Raw genomic sequence first — 17,029 nt, forward strand, 5'->3', positions numbered from 1 at the left:
TAAAAAGGAGGCGATGCGATGTTTCGCTTTTTCAGAACTGGAAAAGAAGAGCGGGAAATTACGAAAGATGAATTAGAACAAGCGATGGCTCAGTTTTTAGAAACGAATGCTAATATTGTTTATACAGTATTAGTAAATGACGATTATACAGTGAATTATGATTTGTTAAAACCGTATTTACCTGCATTTCCAACAAATGATTTTCTCATAACGAAGGAAACGCTTGAGGTATTTGAACATACAGCAGAAAATTTAAACCTAGTGAAAGAAATTGATGTCGTACAAAAAGCAGTAGATCAATACGTAACAGAAAAAGAAATGTTCCCAATTGTTGAAGGTAGCGAAGATCGCCTCATATGCGGAATGAAACTAGGACCTTACTTAAATCGTAGCTTAAAAAGAGACTTATATATTTCAGAAAAACATTATTTAGTTTCAAGTAAACCAGATAGAAAAAAACAAAAGAGCGGGTAGATGTAATGAAAACAACAATACATATATTGTTGTCTTTTTTTGTTTGTTAAAATATTGATTTTTCAGTCTATTTTCATTTATACTAAATGTATTGGACAGGGAAGAGTAACAATTAAGCATCATTCTGAGAATAAGATATTGTTAGCGTAGGTTATACAAAGTGGTATAAAGATTCGCAAAAAAATATTATAAAAGGTTTCGGGGGAATTGGTACATGAAAAATAGTATGACTTACATTCAATTATTAAATGAAACGTTACGTTGTTATGCAAATAAAGGAAGTTTTGAAGCGTACAATTATATAATGGAAAATGCTACAGGTGTAATAGGGAATGAGGCGCAAATATATAATTTTAAGTATGCGCTCGCAAGTGCATCGGGACTTGAAAAAGAAGCATTACATTTAATGAGAGAGGCCATTATAGAAAAGGGATTCTGGTATGGAAATGAGTATTTAATTTCGGACGATGATTTAAAATCACTACATAAATTTGAAGAATTTCATACAATGGTTCAATTATGTAAAGAAAGAGAAGGATTAGCACATAAAACGGAAAGACCAGACGTGAAATATATATACAGCAAGAAAGAGGGAAATCTACTACTTACATTACATGGTGACCAAGAAAATATTCAAATAGTAGAGCCATATTGGAAATCAGTTTTGACACAAGATTACACGTTAGCTTTACCACAGTCTTCACAAATTCAGTTTTCAGATGGATTTGTTTGGGATGATCTAGAGAGAGGGAAAGGGGAATTAAAAGAGCATTACAATAAGTTTATAGAAAATCATACAGTAGAAAATGTAATAATTGGTGGTTTTTCTGCAGGGGCAAGAGTAGCTTTATATACGATTTTACAAAAAGATATAGATGTAGATGGTTTTGTTTTTATGGCACCCTGGCTTCCCAAGATTGAAGAATGGGATGAGTTGTTGAGTGTGCTGCAGGATAAACATATAAAAGGATATATAGTATGCGGGGATCAAGATGAAGATTGTTTCGAATCCGTGCAGCAATTTGTGCAACTATTAAGAGATAAGAATATAGAACATAAGTATAAAGTTGTGCCTGACTTAGATCATAATTATCCTATTAACTTTGATGAGCTATTAAAAGAAGCTATTGAATATATAGGAAATGAAAACAATAAGTAGTAAGAAAAAGAGATGCATCATATGTGATGCATCTCTTTTTAGAATTATAAATTAAAAGCATTTGCTAGTAAGCGATAAGACTTTAATTTATGTTCGAATTGATGAGTAATCGTGACAATCATAAATTCGTCAGTATTGTATGCTTTGCTTAAGTTTATTATTTTTTCTTTTACAGAAGACGGATCACCAACAATCATACGTTGACGATTTTCTTTTATACGGAATAAATCATAAGCGCTGTATGAATAATTTTGAGCAGTTTCAATAGAAGGTGTACCAGTAGTTCGTTTTCCTTGCTCTAATAATAAGATTGATAAATCTAAACTAGAAGCAATTTTTTCTGCTTCTTCATTTGTTTCTCCGCAAATAACAAAAATAGCAACGATTGACTTTGGTTTATCTCCTAAAAATGAGGGCTGATATTGTTCTTGGTAAGCCCTCATAACTTCAGGGCCTCCAAAGCCATTAATAAATTGTGCAAATGCGAAAGAAGCTCCGTTGTTTGCAGCAATTTTAGCGCTCTCTCCACTAGAACCGAGCATCCACATTTCAGGAGATGTTGGGATAACTGGAGTGGCTTTTAAGTTTGCATAGTGATGGTTTTCTGGTACTTGATCATGTATGTACATTGCAACGTCTGCAATTTGTTCTGGATATTGATCAAGTGAGACCATTTTCCCTTCTTGAAGTGCGCGAGTTGCTATTGGCATACCACCAGGGGCTCTACCAACACCGAGATCGATACGATTTGGATACAGTGCTTCTAAAACACGGAAATTCTCAGCGACTTTATATGGGCTATAATGCGGTAACATAACACCACCTGAACCGACTCTAATATGGTCCGTTTTTGCGGCAATATGAGAAATAAGTATTTCTGGACTTGAACCAGCTAAGCCTACGGAATTATGATGTTCGGATACCCAAAAACGTGTGAATCCGAGTTTTTCAACTTCTTGTGCAAGCGTAACTGTATGTGAAAAAGCTTGGGCTGCTGTGCTACCATCTGAAATAGGTGATTGGTCTAATACACTTAACTTGATCATAGAATATACCTCTCAATCTTAATGTACATCCTATTATATATTTACTTATGAAAAATGCGTAGTGAAATGCTCAAAATGAAAAGCGGATAATCTTATTTCCGCTTTTAATGAGAAAATCCGCGTTCATAATGATTCATTTCGACTAGATTTAAAATATATTCATAGTTGTCAATTTCACGTTTTAGCTGTTCACGTTCTTTTGCAGATAGTGTCATATTGCTAAGTTTTTTACATAAGTTTTGTTTCTTTAATTCTAAATGTTTTTTTGTAGCATGGTAGTCATAAGTATGTTTCATTTTTAACCACTCCTTCTTTGCAGTTGCTATATTATACGAAGCATAAAGAAATATGAAATCTGTCTCTTATGTATTTTTAGTGAATATTCAAATTGCAATGGTGTTATGTTTATGGAGATCTATGAATAAAATGCACTAAACCACTAACGTCCATTTGATGAAATAAGGGGTGGAATTGTGCAGAAAGATATAATGTATAACACTGAAATGGATGAAGCGTTAAAAGTTATAGATAAAGGATTGAAGAAGACGATAAGTCCAAAACAAATTATTGTAGTGGGAGCTGGTATGGCTGGATTAGTTTCAGCATCTTTATTAAAGGCTGCAGGACATGATGTGAAAATTTTTGAAGCAAACAACCGGGTAGGTGGCCGTATAGAGACAGTTAGAATGGAAGATACCGGATTATATTTAGATGTGGGAGCAATGAGAATTCCGTATACACATAGGTTAACGATGGCATATATAAGAAAATTTGGGCTACAGGTGAGTCCTTTTATTAATAGGAATGAGACGGATATTATTTATGTAAATGGACGGAAAACGACGTTGAAACAATATGAAAAGGATCCGAGTATTTTAAGGTATCCTGTGGAAATGAACGAAGTGGGAAAAACGTCTGAAGAACTATTGTTATTAGCAGTACAGCCGATAATAAATTTTATTAAAAGAAATCCAGAGAAAAATTGGGATGTTGTAGTGAAGGATTTTGGGAGATATTCCACAGGACAATTTTTAAAGTATCATCCTTATCAGTATAATACTTACTTTTCGCCAGTAACAATTGAGATGATCGGTGTTCTATTAGATTTAGAAGGTTTTTTAGAGCGGTCGTTTGTAGAGACTTTACGATTTCTATACATTATGCAAGAGGAGAGCGGATTTTGTGAAATTATGGGCGGGAATGATAGATTACCAAAGTCATTTTTACCGCAATTAGAAGAAAATATTATATATAATCAAAAATTAATGAAGTTACATCAACACGATAATGGTGTGACAGCTTTCTATCGGAACGAGGAAACTTTTGAATATAGTAGTATTACAGGAGATTTAGTTATTGTTACTATCCCGTTTTCGACAATGCGTTTTGTAGAAGTAGATCCGTTTGATTCTATATCTCATGAAAAATGGAAAGCAATTCGTGAATTGCATTACATGCCTGCGACGAAAATAGGAATTCAATTTAAAAGCAGATTTTGGGAAGAACAAGGGCAATTAGGTGGCAGAATTATAACAGATTTGCCAATTCGTTATGCCTATTATCCAAGTCATGGAATTGGAGAAAAAGGACCTGCTATGATGTTAGGTAGCTATACATGGTCTTACGATGCATTGTTATGGGATGGTTTATCAAAAGGCGATCGTATTTATTACGCCTTACACAACTTAGCAACAATATTAGGTGGTCAAGTGTATGATGAGTTCATATCTGGAATATCAAAAAGCTGGACATTGGATCCGTATGCGCTTGGAGGATTTGCGCTTTTTCAAGCAGGTCAAGAATCTGAGCTACAACCAGCGATTGTCAAACCAGAGGGGAGAATATTCTTCGCTGGAGATCATACAACGCTATATCACGGATGGATTCAAGGTGCGATTGAATCTGGAATTTTTGTAGCGATGGAAGTGAATGAGTAAAATGTTTTTAATTCAGAAAATTCTTTACTATATAAATTGAGATGGATATTATTATATATAAAAGAATTATAGGGAGTGTTTACAGTGAATCCGTTATTATTCGATTTTCCTTCTGAATTTTATACTGACAGGCTTTTTATTCGAATGCCGAAACCAGGAGATGGTAAAGTTGTATATGATGCAATTCAAGCTTCAATACAAGAACTAAAACCTTGGATGGCTTTTGCACAAAAAGAGCAAACAGAGGAAGAAATAGAAGAGAGTATTAGAAAATCGCATATTCAATTTTTGCAACGTGAGGATTTAAGATTACTAGTATTTTCGAAAGAAACAGGTGAATTTATTGCTTCTGCCGGATTACATCGTATTAATTGGGATATACCTCAATTTGAAATCGGATATTGGATTGATACAAGGTTTAGCGGAAAAGGCTATATGGTAGAGGCTGCGAAAGGTATAACGGATTATGCTTTTTCTGAATTGAAAGCAAACCGTGTAGAAATTCGTTGTGATTCTCTAAATAAAAAGAGTAGAGCGATACCTGAGAAATTGGGCTTTAAATTAGAGGGGATTTTAGAAAGTGCGAGTATTGCAGTAGATGGAAATGGATTAAGGGATATGTGTGTATTTGCAATGACGAGAAATACATATAAAAAAGAAGAGCTGTAAAGAAACAGCTCTTCTTTTTGTGTATTATGGTACAGGATGTCCATTAGAGCTTTCGAAAATTGTAAACCATTGTTGACGATCTAATTTAACGTTTGTAGCAAGAGCGGCCGTTTTTACACGATCTAATTTACCAGATCCAACGATTGGCATCATGTTAGCTGGATGCGCAAGTAACCAAGCATACATAACCGTATCGATACTAGTAACACCTAGCTCAGTAGCAACTTTTTGCACAGTTTCACGTACACGTACGGCGCGTTCTGATTGACCAGTAAAGATTTCCCCACCAGCAAGAGGTGACCAAATCATTGGATTGATTCGTTTTTCTTGGCATAAATCAATTGTCCCTTTTTCAAAGTGCTCAAGCTGCAATGCAGAAACTTCAATTTGGTTCGTAATAAGCGGGAAATCTAAGTAAGAACTTAACATATTAAATTGTGAAGGTAAGAAGTTAGATACACCGAAGTGACGAACTTTTCCTTCTTGTTTTAATTGTGAAAATGCCTTTGCCACTTCATTTGGATCCATAAAAGGGTCGGGACGATGAATAAGTAATACGTCAATATAATTTGTATGTAAATTTTTTAGTGATGCTTCTGCACTTTGAATAATGTGCTCTGCACTAGTATTGTAGTGAGCAACATATCGCTCTGGAAATTTTGGTGATGGGGGAGCGATTCCACACTTTGTAATAATTTGCATGTTTTCTCGTAAGGAAGGCTTTAATTGTAAAGCTTCGCCAAATAACCCTTCACACGTATATCCGCCGTAAATGTCAGCGTGATCAAAAGTAGTAATTCCCATATCCATACAATCTTCAATGAAAGAAAGTAATTCTTGTTTCGTCATATTCCATTCTGCTAAACGCCAAAATCCTTGAATAATACGAGAGAATTCGAGCGTTTCATTCATTTGAACTCGTTCCATTATAAGTACCCCCTTGATGAATGATTATTATTTTGAAAAGGCTTTCTTACTACGTATTATTATATAGTTTGGGGGGCGTACATACAATAAATATGTTTTGCTAAAAAAATGATTTTCTCTATATGCTATAATGTAGAAACATATAGCTATAAGGAGATGTAAGGAATGATTCCAGTAACAATATTAACTGGTTTTCTTGGATCAGGGAAAACGACTTTATTAAATCGTATTTTATCAGAAAATCACGGTAAGAAATTAGCGGTGATTGTAAATGAAATAGGGCAAATTGGCATTGATAATCAGTTGATTATGAATGTAGAAGAAGAAATTATGGAAATGACAAATGGCTGTTTATGCTGTACTGTACGTGAAGATTTACTTGTTGCTTTAAAACAGTTACTGGACGTAAAAGCAGAAGGGAAAATGGATTTTGATGGTTTAGTAATTGAAACGACTGGACTTGCAAATCCAGGGCCGATTATTCAAACATTCTTTTTAGATCCAGTCATTCAATCTGCATACCAAATTAACGGTGTTGTAACGGTGGTAGATAGTTATCATATACATAAACATTTTGAAAAAGGATTAGAGGCAAAAGAGCAAATTGCGTTTGCGGATGTCGTTTTAGTAAATAAATTAGATTTAATTGAAGAGAGTGAGAAAGAAAATCTCTTGCATGAAATTCAAGGAATTAACCCGACTGCAAAGTTAATTGAGGCGACTAACTGTGAGGTAGATATACCATCTTTATTACAAATCCAAACGTTTAAAACGAAAGATACGTTGCAAATTTACCCTCATAAAGAACATAATCACTTAGAAGGTGTGAAATCATTTGTATTACGTGAAGAACGTCCGCTGGATTTACAAAAGCTTAATGAGTGGATGTCAGCTGTCGTTCAAGAGCTAGGGGAATATTTATATCGTTACAAAGGAATTTTATCGATAGATGGAGTAGATAAACGTATCGTTTTCCAAGGTGTACATACTTTATTTGCCGCTTCGTACGATAGAGAGTGGCAAGAGGGTGAAGAGCGAGTAAGTGAAGTAGTTTTCATCGGAAGAGATATTAATAAAGAGTGGTTCCAAGAACATTTTCAGGAGTGTGTGAAATAAGTCTGCGTAAATTGCAGGCTTATTTTTTATGAACATTCTATTAGATTGCAAAACAGAATTAAATAAGGGAAAGAAATTAAAAATTGATAAATGTATAATAAAAAGCCTGTTTTCACAGGCTTGTATTTTCGTCTATTAGTAACTCCATTACGACACCTACAACTGGACCTTCATCATCAATATCACCATTTAAGCGGAAACCAAATGATTCATACAGTCCCATTGCAAGTTTGTTGTCTGGATGTAAACTTAAGTAAATTATTTTGCATTCAAATTTTTCTTGTAAGAATTGAATGAGTAAGCGAAGGAAACGTTTTGCGTATCCTTTTCCTTGATATTGTTGGTCAATCATAAAGCGATCGAGCCATACACTTTTATGTTTTACTGAATACCATCCATACATTGCATAACCTACAAGTGTTTCTCCATCATATAAACCTACTGACGTTCCGTTTCCTTCATATAATGATTCTGCTAAAGAAAACGCGTTACTTTCAATAAATTGTTGCTGATCTTTTGTGACGTTTAAAGCAACTACTGAACGCCAATTTTTTGCTGTTACTTCACAAATGTGAAGATTCATAATTCCAACTCACCTTCTAAATTAATATAGCTTTAAAGCTAATATGGATAATTTTACTTGTTATTTTGGTCAAGTCAAGGATAAATACATAAAAAGGCAGCTGAATACCAGATTCAGCTGCCTAGAAAATATAATGGATTAGTTTGTTGCTTCTTTCAATGTGTTTACGTTTTCTTCCATTAAAGTGAAGTAATCTTTATTATTTTTCGCATCATCTTCAGAAATAGTAGCTAAGTGATTTAAGCGTAAAACTTTTGTACCAGTTTCTTTTTGAATTACGGATGCTACTTTTGGAGTAGAGAACGTTTCGAATAAAATATATTTTAGACTATGTTCTTTTACTGTTTTTGTAATGTCAGCAAGCTGCTTTTGAGATGGTTCATCAGAAGCTGAAATTCCAGCGATAGGAATTTGTTTTAGGCCGTATCGTTGTTCCCAGTAACCATAGGCAGCATGAGAAACTAAAATTTCTTTCGTTTTTGCGTTCGCTACAGCTGCCTTAAATTGATCGTCTAAATCAGTAAATTTAGTTTGAAGTGCGGCGAAGTTTTTTTCGAATTCTTGTTTATGTTCAGGTTGTAATTCTACAAGTGCATTTTTAATTTTTTCCGCCTGTTTCATTGCTAGAGTAGGATCTAACCAAACATGCGGGTCTTTATCGTGATGATGTTCATCTTCTTTATGGCCATCTCCATGATCATGATGCTCTTCTTCAGTAGAAGCACGAAGCTCAATACCTTTAGATGCATTTACAATTTTAACATTTTCTTTTTGTAATGTTTTTTCCATTTTTTCAGCAAATGGTTCTAATTCAGCGCCGTTATAAACGAATAAATTAGCTTTTGCAACTTGTACTGTTTGTTTTTGACTTGGTTCAAATGTATGTGAATCTGCACCAGGTGGGTAAATTGCTTCAACATTTACATAGTCGCCACCGATTTTCTTTGCGAAATCAGCAAGTGGGAAAATCGTTGTATAAACTGTTAGCTTTCCATCTTTCTTGGCATTACTTTCTTTTTTATTTGAGCAGCCAGCGAAAATTAAGGTAAAAATAAGTAAGAATGAAAATATAGTCAATCTTTTAGGCATGAAGTTCTCCTCTTTTCTTTTTTACGGATATATTTTCCCCAATTATAGAAGAAAAATATCATTTTAATACAAAACGGAATAATTACGTTTTAGTTTGCGAACTTAGTATAATACATCTTTAATAAAGTTGCAATAAATAATAATCATTCCGATTTGTTTTTGTTATAAAGTTGTCAAATATAAGTGTATTATTTTTGCAAATGCATGCATATGTGACAACGCTGTTTTCATATATTGAAAAGGAGGTTAAAGAGGGGGGTGAGCGTTTGGGTTACTTAATGGAAGCTATTTTATTAATATTAGCGGTAGTATTGCCATTATCTTTTGTATTAATTTTTTTAAGAAGATTAATAAGTAATTTAGGGGACGCTACAACAATAACGAAATTACAAGAGAGAGATGAGAAAAAAGAGTAAGTAAAACACTATGCGTACNNGTACGCATAGTGTTTTACTTGTGGTAAAATAAGATCAGGAAACTCCTAAAGGTTGTATTTTACTGAAGGAGAGAAAAGTAAAATAAGAGGTATATGCATATATGAATAAGCGAACAGCGTTAATACTTGGTGCAAGTGGTTTAGTTGGACAAGAGATAACGCGTCTATTACTTGAATCAGATTACTATGATTCGGTTACTATTTTTGTAAGAGATCCAATGCAATGGCAACATGAAAAGTTACAGCAGAAACAAGTTGATTTTTCGGTATTAGAGGAATATAAAGAGTTCTTTGCTGTGGATGATGTTTTTAGTTGCTTAGGAACAACAATAAAAAAAGCAAAAACAAAAGCAAATTTTAAAAAAGTAGATTATGAATATACGTTACGAGCTGCTTGTTTAGCTGAAAAACAAGGGGTACAAAATTTCCTTGTTGTGTCTTCTATGGGAGCGAATCCTAAATCATTTTTCTTTTATTCACAAGTGAAAGGAAAAATGGAAGAAGAATTGCAAAAGTTAGTGATCGGTGGTATTCACATTTTTAGACCATCATTATTAGTAGGAAATCGACAAGAATTTCGTTTCGGTGAACGAATGGCTGAAAAGTTATCTCGTATTATTCCTTTTATCTTTAAAGGAGCTTTCAAAAAGTATAAACCAATTTCAGCTAAAGATGTGGCGAAAGGGATGTATATAACCGCGCTGCGAGAAGAATCGGGTATCCATACTTATAATTCAAATGAAATTACAACGATAGAATAAATAAAGCCGAGAAGAATGACTTCTCGGTTTTATTTATTCGTATGAATTTTTCCTGGTGCTCGCTTATATTGGTGAGGTTCTTGCAATTCAAAGCCAAGTTCATTGGCTGCTATTCTCGGGAAGTACGGGTTGCGAAGTAACTCACGTCCGATGAAAATTAAATCTGCTTCGTTATCATTTAAAATTTGCTCTGCTTGAGATCCAGTCGTAATCAATCCAACTGCACCAGTTGCAATCTTAGTATACTCTTTAATATGTTTGGCGTATTGTACTTGGTAACCAGGATACACATCAATATGTGCTGGTACAACTGCACCAGAACTACAATCGATTAAATCTATTCCCTGTTCTTTCATCCACTTTGTATACTGAACATAATCTTGAACTGTTAGTCCGTCAGGGTGATAATCATTTGCTGAAATACGAACGAATATTGGTCCGTCCCAAACTTTATTTACAGAGTCGATGATTTCGCGTAAGAAGCGATAGCGGTTTTCAGGTGAGCCGCCGTATTCATCCGTTCGTTTATTAGTAAGTGGTGATAGGAATTCATTGATAAGGTAACCGTGAGCGCCATGTAGTTCGATAACATCAAATCCGGCTTGTTTTGAACGTAACGCGGCCCTCTGAAAAGCTAATATAGTCTCTTTGATTTGCTGTATATTCATTTCTACTGGTATTTTCATCGTATCACTAAAAGGAATTGCAGAAGGAGCGAAAGCATTCGTACCTAATTCAGCTTTTCTTCCGGCGTGAGCGAGTTGGATGGCAGCTTTTGCACCGTTATCATGTATAAAAGTAGTCGTTTTATGTAAGCCTTCAATTAGGTTGTCATCCCAAATGCCTAAGTCTTTGTTAGAAATTCGTCCTTCAGCTAAAACGGCAGTTGCTTCAACCATAACTAAACCTACTTGGCCAGCAGCGCGAGTTCCATAATGAATGAGATGGAAATTCGTAACGCGGCCATCTTCATTCCCCGATGAATACATACACATAGGCGACATAACGATACGATTTTTTAGTGTAACGTTCTTAATTGTATAAGGTGAAAAAAGCTTGGAATTCATCAAATAGCCTCCTTGATTGAATTTTCTTATATTTTACCATTCTCTTTTTTGTTTCTCTAATAAAACGCTTATACGAAAAATTTTGTTTATTCGTGTTACAATGACTAATATGAACTGAATTGGAGGATGACATATGTACCAGGCTTATTATGAAAGCGAAGTAGGTTTGCTAGAAATTACAGCAAATCAAGAAGGCATTACGTCTGTTATATTTGTTGATGAACGACAAGAAGAGAATAAAAATGAAATGATAGAACAATGTATAAATGAGTTAGATGAATATTTTAAAGGGAAAAGAAAAGAGTTTACGGTCCCGCTGTCTGCGGAGGGAACCGCATTTCAAAAAAATGTATGGGATGCTCTTTATACTATTCCGTACGGCGTAAGTGCTTCATATTTAGATATTGCAGAGAAGGTTGGAAATACAAAAGCTGTACGGGCAATAGGAGGGGCAAATAGTCGGAATCCAATTTCAATAATCGTTCCATGTCACCGTGTAATAGGAAAGAGTGGAAAGCTTGTTGGATATGCGGGTGGTTTATGGAGGAAAGAGTGGTTATTAAAACACGAAGGTATTTTGAAATGACGTATGTATGGGAAGAGGGATTGTTTTGAAATGTATAAATTGTGGGCAACCTTGCGAGGAGGAACAGTTAAATTGTGCAAGTTGTCAGCGAAACTTGGATAATGAACAAGATGAAGGCAGCTCGTTAATAGATAAAGAACTAGAAGTATATGTAGGGAGACAATATCCGTATTACAAAAGGAAATGGGAGCTTGAGAATAAGCGGATTGCTAGGTGGAGCTGGAATGGTTGGGCTGCTATTTTCAATATAGGCTGGCTAGGATATCGTAAGTATTATGTACCAGCTGCTTTATTTATGTTGTTATTAGTAGCGTGTGATGCATTTTCGTATTATATGGGATTTAATGTAGCGTTGCCAATCATTAATATGGTACCTCTTACGTTTTTATTACTCATTTTTATTCTGTTTGGAATGGGGATTTTTGCAAATGGATTATACTATCAATTTGCGGAAAGACGTATATACCGAATAAAAGCAAGAGAAATAAAAGATAAATCAGTTGAAAACTATCTAATCAATGATAGCGGCGGAACGAGCAAAATGGGAGCGACAATTGTTACTATTTTAGCAGTTGCTAGCATATTTTTTAGTCATTTCTTTTTTCCGACTGATCGAGACGTTATTCAAAAGGTTCGTACAAGCTCGCTTTATGAATATCCTTTCTTTTCAATAGGTGAATCTTTCGAAAATTATTTTCAAAATTCAGGTTGGATATATTATCGTGGAACGGAAGGGTTAGAATTAGTAGAATTCCAAGGATATAACGCCGGAACGCCAAGACAAAAGGTGAAGATTCAATTTGTTGTCGATTATAAATTAGGTGAAGTGGAACCATACTCACTTATGGTTAATGGTGAATCTAAAACTGAAGAAGAGTTTTTGAAGCTGATGGAAGAAATATTTAAAGTTCAAAATCCATTTGATATAGAGGATGGATTACAAGTAAATGCTATTCAAGGAAGCGACTGGAAAGAAATTTCCGATCGCTTTTTTCTATGTTTGTTAAAATAAATATTTAAAATAATCAGAATCTTTTGTATAATAAAATATATTATATAGGATTTAACTTATACATATAGATTGGGGGAAGGAAGAATGAAGAGAAAGACAACAACAATTGCTGCACTTGCGTTAACGACGAGTGTATTGGTTGCAGGATGTGGGAATGGTGAGAAGGCTTCGACAACGAAGAAAGAATCGAATAAGGGAATGGCTGATAAACAAGTTTTAAATTTGCTAGAAACAGCTGAAATTCCTTCAATGGATACATCTAAATCAACGGATTCTGTATCTTTCCGTGTATTTGTAAATGCAATGGAAGGTTTATATCGTCTAGATAAAGATAATAAACCAACACCAGGTATGGCAAAAGATGTGAAGATTAGTGAAGATAAAAAGACATATACATTTGAATTACGTGATGCGAAATGGTCAAATGGTGATCCAGTTCGAGCACAAGATTTTGTATATGCATGGCAACGTACATTAGATAAAGCAATAGCGGCAGAATATGCATTCATTTTATTTGATGTGAAAAATGCACAGAAAGTAAATAAAGGTGAATTACCAGCAGATCAATTGGGTGTTAAAGCGAAGGATGATAAAACGTTGGTAGTAGAATTAGAGCAACCAGCACCTTATTTTCTTGAGCTTACGTCGTTCCCTACATTTTTCCCATTAAATGAAAAATATGTGAAAGAGCAAGGAGATAAATATGGATTAGAAGCAGATAAATTATTATATAATGGACCATTTACAATGAGTCAATGGAAACATGAACAAAATTATCAGTTAAAGAAAAATCCTAATTATTGGGATAAAGATACTGTAAAGTTAGACGAAATTAATGTAAGTATTGTGAAGGAAACAAGCACGGGAGTAAATTTATATGATAGTGATCAAGCAGATCGAGTTATTTTAACTTCTGAATTTGTTGATAAATATAAAAAGAATAAACCAGATGAATTTAAAACGAAGTTAGATCCACGCATATATTTCTTGCGTTTTAACCAAAAAAATGCAACATTTAAAAACCAAAAAGTACGTGAAGCAATTGATTTGGCATATGATAAAAAAGGAATTGCTGATGTCATTTTAAATGACGGTTCATTGCCAGCATATTTCTTAGTACCTGAAAAATTCACGACAGGTCCGGATGGAAAAGACTTCCGCTCTGTAAATAAAAACTTCCGTGATAGTAAAGATAATGCAGAGAAAGCAAAAAAATTATGGGAAGAAGCGAAGAAAGAGCTTGGTCAAGATACAATTACGGTTGAATTACTAAACGATGATAACGGTAGCCGTAAAAAAGTAGGCGACTTTATTAAAGAAGAACTAGAGAAAAACTTGCCTGGTATTAAAGTGAATTTGAAACAGCAACCATACAAGCAGAAGCTAGATTTAGAAAAGAAATTCCAATATGAATTCTCATTATCTGCATGGAGCCCTGATTATCCGGATCCAATGACTTATATTGATATGTTTGTTACTGGAAGCTCATTTAATGAAATGGATTATTCTAATCCGAAGTATGATGATTTAGTAGCGAAATCAAAAGGAGAGCTATTAAAAGATGATAAAGCACGCTGGAATGCACTTGCGGAAGCTGAAAAAATCTTAATTGGTCAAGACGCAGCAATTTCTCCTACGTACCAACAAAGTACAGCTTATTTAGAGAAGCCGTTTGTAAAAGGCATTGCTAACCATACGTTTGGCGGGGACTTCAGTTATAAATGGGCATATGTTACAAAAAAATAGTACAATAAAAGGTGAGTGAATTTTCGCTCATCTTTTATTTGTATAAGGAGGAATTATAGTTGTTAAGGGGAATCAATCATATTTGTTTTTCGGTATCTAATTTAGAAAACTCTATTATGTTTTATGAAAAAGTATTAGAAGGAGAATTATTAGTTAAAGGGAGGAAATTGGCGTATTTTAACATATGTGGAGTATGGATAGCGCTTAATGAAGAGACACATATTCCGAGAAATGAGATTCATCAATCTTATACGCACATTGCATTTTCTGTTGAACAAGAAGACTTTGAATATCTAATACAGCGATTAGAAGAAAATGATGTTCATATTTTAAAAGGAAGAGAACGTGATGTCAGAGATTGCGAATCTATATACTTTGTTGATCCTGACGGTCATAAATTTGAGTTTCACTCAGGGACACTGCAAGATCGTTTAAATTATTATAGAGATGAGAAACCTCATATGACATTTTATTAGGGAGGGATAGCATTTGCATGCACTTGTAATTGGTGGAACAGGAATGCTAAAGAGAGTTTCTATGTGGCTTTGTGAGCAAGGGTTTCATGTTTCTATTATCGGGCGAGATGAAGTGAAATTAGAAAATGTTAAGCGGATGAGTTCTACACTAGAAAATATTACATGCCTTTCGTTAGATTATCATAATGATGAAGATGTAAAGCTAGCTATTAAAAGTACAGTTGAGAAAAATGGCCCGATCACATTAGCTGTTGCATGGGTACACTCAAGTGCAAAGCATGCACTATCAAATATTTGTAAAGAACTAGATTTATCGTCTAAAACATATAGTTTATTTCATATTTTAGGTAGTAAAGCATCACGTATGACTGCACAAAAAATAGGGAGTACGCGATGTAGTTATCATAGAATTATTTTAGGTTTTATTTTAGAAGATACATATGGAAGATGGCTTACTCATGAAGAGATAGCTGATGGAGTTATAAAAGGGATTGAAAGTAAACGAGCGGAGTGGATTGTAGGGAGAGTTGAACCGTGGGAATTACGACCAACATGGTGAGGGGGAGTAAGAAATGAAAACAACTATATATGTAACAAGGCATGGTGAAACAGTGTGGAATGTAGTGAAGCGAATGCAAGGACGGAAAAATTCTGCTTTAACTGAAAATGGTATAGTTCAGGCGAAACAATTAGGGAATCGAATGAAAGATTTACCAATCCATGCGATCTATAGTAGTCCGAGCGAAAGAACACTTCATACGGCAGAGTTAATAAAGGGGGAACGTGATATACCCATTATAGCGGATGAGCATTTCTATGAAATCAACATGGGTATATGGGAAGGACAAACAATCGCGGATATAGAAAAGCAATTTCCAGAAGAAGTACATCTGTTTTGGAATGAGCCACATCTTTTTCAGTCAACATCAGGCGAAAATTTTGAGGCCGTTTATGAAAGAGTAATTGAAGGGATGCAGCTTCTTTTAGAGAAGCATAAGGGACAAAGCATATTGATTGTTTCTCATGCGGCAGCAGCAAAATTACTTGTAGGGCATTTCGCGGGAATTGAAATAGAAAATGTGTGGGATGATCCATTTATGCATAGTGCTAGTTTGAGCATAATAGAATTTGAAGAGGGTATTGGTAAAGTGAAACAATTTGCAGATATAAGTCACTTTCAATAAATGTAAAAAAGGCCGCAAAACGGCCTTTTTTTGGTGGTATAAAAACTAGCAGTTACGTTTTTTATACCAGAAGTGATCAAATTTCTTATTTTTGCAAGATGGGAATTTATGTCCGCCTTTGCAATCATTCCATTTGTGCCCATCATCGTGACAGTCTTTACCATGATCACATGAATCATCGCAAGAGCCGCCGTGTCCGTGAGGGAAGAATTCGCATTTTTTACAGTAACATCGTTTAGTCCAGTAAAATTTCTTTTCAAAACGTACACATTTTGTAACGAAAGTACAATGTTTTCTACGCGTACGTTTTGTAACTAAAACGCATTCTTTTCTACGTGTTACTTTCGTAACGAACGTCCATTTTTGAACGCGTACACGAGTACATTTCGTAACAAATGTCCACTTTTTAACGTGAGTACATTTTGTAACAAATGTACAATGTTTCACACGAGTACATCTTGTTCTTGGGCATTTACAATCGTCGCTACACTCAATTTTTGAAGAGCAATCGTCATCACATTCGAATGTGCTTGGATCTTGGTGTAAGAAATCCTCCATCCCAGCACTTTTGATTTCTTCAACAGCTTTTCTAATATCACGTTTCATAGAAATCCTCCTTATCATGTATTAAGTTGAAAAGGTATTCTTTTTCCTTAACATGATATGAGAGATGACGTCTTTCTGAACAGGACAAGAGTGTAATTTTCTATAAATAGATGATAGCGGATGTATGGACAAGACAAGGCGCATACATTGAATGA

At 34.6% G+C, this 17,029-nt stretch carries 20 protein-coding genes; 13 read left to right on the forward strand and 7 right to left on the reverse strand.

The genetic code is table 11. The annotated features are described in order from the left end of the window. Positions 1-18: 18 nt before the first annotated feature. Both CN409_RS05270 and CN409_RS05275 read left to right on the forward strand, forming a co-directional pair. Entirely contained in the window at positions 19-474 is a 456-nt protein-coding gene (locus CN409_RS05270; RefSeq protein WP_000488205.1) for a DUF3939 domain-containing protein, read from the forward strand. 214 nt (positions 475-688) lie between these two features. Next, entirely contained in the window at positions 689-1,633 is a 945-nt protein-coding gene (locus CN409_RS05275; RefSeq protein ID WP_000798311.1) for an alpha/beta hydrolase, read from the forward strand. A 44-nt stretch (positions 1,634-1,677) separates the two neighbouring features. On the opposite strand, the gene CN409_RS05280 is transcribed toward CN409_RS05275, so the two are convergent. Then, positions 1,678-2,679, reverse strand: a complete 1,002-nt coding sequence (locus CN409_RS05280; protein ID WP_000594036.1) for an LLM class flavin-dependent oxidoreductase — start codon at positions 2,677-2,679, stop codon at positions 1,678-1,680. A gap of 104 nt (positions 2,680-2,783) precedes the next feature. Then, on the reverse strand, positions 2,784-2,975 hold the full coding sequence (locus CN409_RS05285; protein WP_000683363.1) for a DUF3896 domain-containing protein: 192 nt from the start codon (positions 2,973-2,975) through the stop codon (positions 2,784-2,786). A gap of 177 nt (positions 2,976-3,152) precedes the next feature. Between CN409_RS05285 and CN409_RS05290 the strand changes: the two genes are divergently transcribed. Continuing rightward, complete coding sequence (locus tag CN409_RS05290; protein WP_001168122.1) at positions 3,153-4,616, forward strand: flavin monoamine oxidase family protein; 1,464 nt, start codon at positions 3,153-3,155, stop codon at positions 4,614-4,616. Between the two features lie 84 nt (positions 4,617-4,700). Then, the gene (locus tag CN409_RS05295; RefSeq protein WP_001068739.1) at positions 4,701-5,285 is read left to right on the forward strand and encodes a GNAT family N-acetyltransferase; all 585 of its coding nucleotides are present in this window, start codon (positions 4,701-4,703) and stop codon (positions 5,283-5,285) included. A 24-nt stretch (positions 5,286-5,309) separates the two neighbouring features. Here the strand turns inward: CN409_RS05295 and CN409_RS05300 are convergent, their stop codons facing one another. Next, positions 5,310-6,212: an aldo/keto reductase gene (locus tag CN409_RS05300; RefSeq protein WP_000442823.1), complete on the reverse strand. Its 903-nt coding sequence runs from the start codon at positions 6,210-6,212 to the stop codon at positions 5,310-5,312. Between the two features lie 165 nt (positions 6,213-6,377). On the opposite strand from CN409_RS05300, the gene CN409_RS05305 reads away from it, so the two are divergent. Next, positions 6,378-7,328, forward strand: a complete 951-nt coding sequence (locus CN409_RS05305) for a CobW family GTP-binding protein (RefSeq protein ID WP_000613427.1) — start codon at positions 6,378-6,380, stop codon at positions 7,326-7,328. A 112-nt stretch (positions 7,329-7,440) separates the two neighbouring features. Here the strand turns inward: CN409_RS05305 and CN409_RS05310 are convergent, their stop codons facing one another. After that, positions 7,441-7,911 (reverse strand): GNAT family N-acetyltransferase, encoded by a 471-nt coding sequence (locus CN409_RS05310; protein WP_001048684.1) that lies wholly within the window; start codon positions 7,909-7,911, stop codon positions 7,441-7,443. Positions 7,912-8,049: 138 nt separating this feature from the next. Continuing rightward, complete coding sequence (locus CN409_RS05315) at positions 8,050-9,000, reverse strand: metal ABC transporter substrate-binding protein (RefSeq protein WP_001126157.1); 951 nt, start codon at positions 8,998-9,000, stop codon at positions 8,050-8,052. A gap of 266 nt (positions 9,001-9,266) precedes the next feature. On the opposite strand from CN409_RS05315, the gene CN409_RS31690 reads away from it, so the two are divergent. Further along, on the forward strand, positions 9,267-9,416 hold the full coding sequence (locus tag CN409_RS31690; RefSeq protein ID WP_000540932.1) for a hypothetical protein: 150 nt from the start codon (positions 9,267-9,269) through the stop codon (positions 9,414-9,416). Between the two features lie 121 nt (positions 9,417-9,537). Then, positions 9,538-10,197, forward strand: coding sequence for an oxidoreductase (locus CN409_RS05325; RefSeq protein WP_001042730.1), 660 nt, complete (start codon positions 9,538-9,540; stop codon positions 10,195-10,197). Between the two features lie 29 nt (positions 10,198-10,226). Here CN409_RS05325 and namA read toward each other — a convergent pair whose 3' ends face one another. Next, complete coding sequence (gene namA / locus CN409_RS05330) at positions 10,227-11,264, reverse strand: NADPH dehydrogenase NamA (RefSeq protein WP_001086172.1); 1,038 nt, start codon at positions 11,262-11,264, stop codon at positions 10,227-10,229. A gap of 133 nt (positions 11,265-11,397) precedes the next feature. Here namA and CN409_RS05335 point away from each other — a divergent pair, with 133 nt between their 5' ends. The 6 genes from CN409_RS05335 to CN409_RS05360 all read left to right on the forward strand — a co-directional run bounded on the left by CN409_RS05335 (position 11,398) and on the right by CN409_RS05360 (position 16,268). Next, positions 11,398-11,850 (forward strand): methylated-DNA--[protein]-cysteine S-methyltransferase, encoded by a 453-nt coding sequence (locus CN409_RS05335; RefSeq protein ID WP_000283913.1) that lies wholly within the window; start codon positions 11,398-11,400, stop codon positions 11,848-11,850. A 7-nt stretch (positions 11,851-11,857) separates the two neighbouring features. Beyond that, positions 11,858-12,862, forward strand: coding sequence for a DUF2628 domain-containing protein (locus CN409_RS05340; protein WP_017763053.1), 1,005 nt, complete (start codon positions 11,858-11,860; stop codon positions 12,860-12,862). 84 nt (positions 12,863-12,946) lie between these two features. Then, a complete protein-coding gene (locus CN409_RS05345) occupies positions 12,947-14,608 on the forward strand; it encodes a peptide ABC transporter substrate-binding protein (RefSeq protein ID WP_000824270.1) in 1,662 nt (553 codons plus the stop codon). 59 nt (positions 14,609-14,667) lie between these two features. Further along, on the forward strand, positions 14,668-15,084 hold the full coding sequence (gene fosB / locus CN409_RS05350) for a FosBx1 family fosfomycin resistance bacillithiol transferase (RefSeq protein WP_000943764.1): 417 nt from the start codon (positions 14,668-14,670) through the stop codon (positions 15,082-15,084). Positions 15,085-15,097: 13 nt separating this feature from the next. Then, on the forward strand, positions 15,098-15,643 hold the full coding sequence (locus tag CN409_RS05355) for a short-chain dehydrogenase (protein WP_000543153.1): 546 nt from the start codon (positions 15,098-15,100) through the stop codon (positions 15,641-15,643). A 13-nt stretch (positions 15,644-15,656) separates the two neighbouring features. After that, positions 15,657-16,268 (forward strand): phosphoserine phosphatase 1, encoded by a 612-nt coding sequence (locus CN409_RS05360; protein WP_097980842.1) that lies wholly within the window; start codon positions 15,657-15,659, stop codon positions 16,266-16,268. Between the two features lie 45 nt (positions 16,269-16,313). Here the strand turns inward: CN409_RS05360 and exsB are convergent, their stop codons facing one another. Further along, on the reverse strand, positions 16,314-16,874 hold the full coding sequence (gene exsB / locus CN409_RS05365; protein WP_000817480.1) for an exosporium protein ExsB: 561 nt from the start codon (positions 16,872-16,874) through the stop codon (positions 16,314-16,316). Positions 16,875-17,029 lie beyond the last annotated feature (155 nt).

This window comes from Bacillus sp. AFS012607, assembly GCF_002558005.1.
GTDB lineage: Bacteria > Bacillota > Bacilli > Bacillales > Bacillaceae_G > Bacillus_A > Bacillus_A thuringiensis_S.

What these genes read in the sequence shown, in the direction of transcription:
- CN409_RS05270 (WP_000488205.1), top strand. Translation starts at nt 19, where the DNA reads ATGTTTCGCTTTTTCAGAACTGGAAAAGAAGAGCGGGAAATTACGAAA.
- CN409_RS05275 (WP_000798311.1), top strand. Translation starts at nt 689, where the DNA reads ATGAAAAATAGTATGACTTACATTCAATTATTAAATGAAACGTTACGT.
- CN409_RS05280 (WP_000594036.1), bottom strand. Translation starts at nt 2,679, where the DNA reads ATGATCAAGTTAAGTGTATTAGACCAATCACCTATTTCAGATGGTAGC.
- CN409_RS05285 (WP_000683363.1), bottom strand. Translation starts at nt 2,975, where the DNA reads ATGAAACATACTTATGACTACCATGCTACAAAAAAACATTTAGAATTA.
- CN409_RS05300 (WP_000442823.1), bottom strand. Translation starts at nt 6,212, where the DNA reads ATGGAACGAGTTCAAATGAATGAAACGCTCGAATTCTCTCGTATTATT.
- CN409_RS05305 (WP_000613427.1), top strand. Translation starts at nt 6,378, where the DNA reads ATGATTCCAGTAACAATATTAACTGGTTTTCTTGGATCAGGGAAAACG.
- CN409_RS05310 (WP_001048684.1), bottom strand. Translation starts at nt 7,911, where the DNA reads ATGAATCTTCACATTTGTGAAGTAACAGCAAAAAATTGGCGTTCAGTA.
- CN409_RS05315 (WP_001126157.1), bottom strand. Translation starts at nt 9,000, where the DNA reads ATGCCTAAAAGATTGACTATATTTTCATTCTTACTTATTTTTACCTTA.
- CN409_RS05325 (WP_001042730.1), top strand. Translation starts at nt 9,538, where the DNA reads ATGAATAAGCGAACAGCGTTAATACTTGGTGCAAGTGGTTTAGTTGGA.
- namA (WP_001086172.1), bottom strand. Translation starts at nt 11,264, where the DNA reads ATGAATTCCAAGCTTTTTTCACCTTATACAATTAAGAACGTTACACTA.
- CN409_RS05335 (WP_000283913.1), top strand. Translation starts at nt 11,398, where the DNA reads ATGTACCAGGCTTATTATGAAAGCGAAGTAGGTTTGCTAGAAATTACA.
- CN409_RS05340 (WP_017763053.1), top strand. Translation starts at nt 11,858, where the DNA reads ATGGGAAGAGGGATTGTTTTGAAATGTATAAATTGTGGGCAACCTTGC.
- CN409_RS05345 (WP_000824270.1), top strand. Translation starts at nt 12,947, where the DNA reads ATGAAGAGAAAGACAACAACAATTGCTGCACTTGCGTTAACGACGAGT.
- CN409_RS05360 (WP_097980842.1), top strand. Translation starts at nt 15,657, where the DNA reads ATGAAAACAACTATATATGTAACAAGGCATGGTGAAACAGTGTGGAAT.
- exsB (WP_000817480.1), bottom strand. Translation starts at nt 16,874, where the DNA reads ATGAAACGTGATATTAGAAAAGCTGTTGAAGAAATCAAAAGTGCTGGG.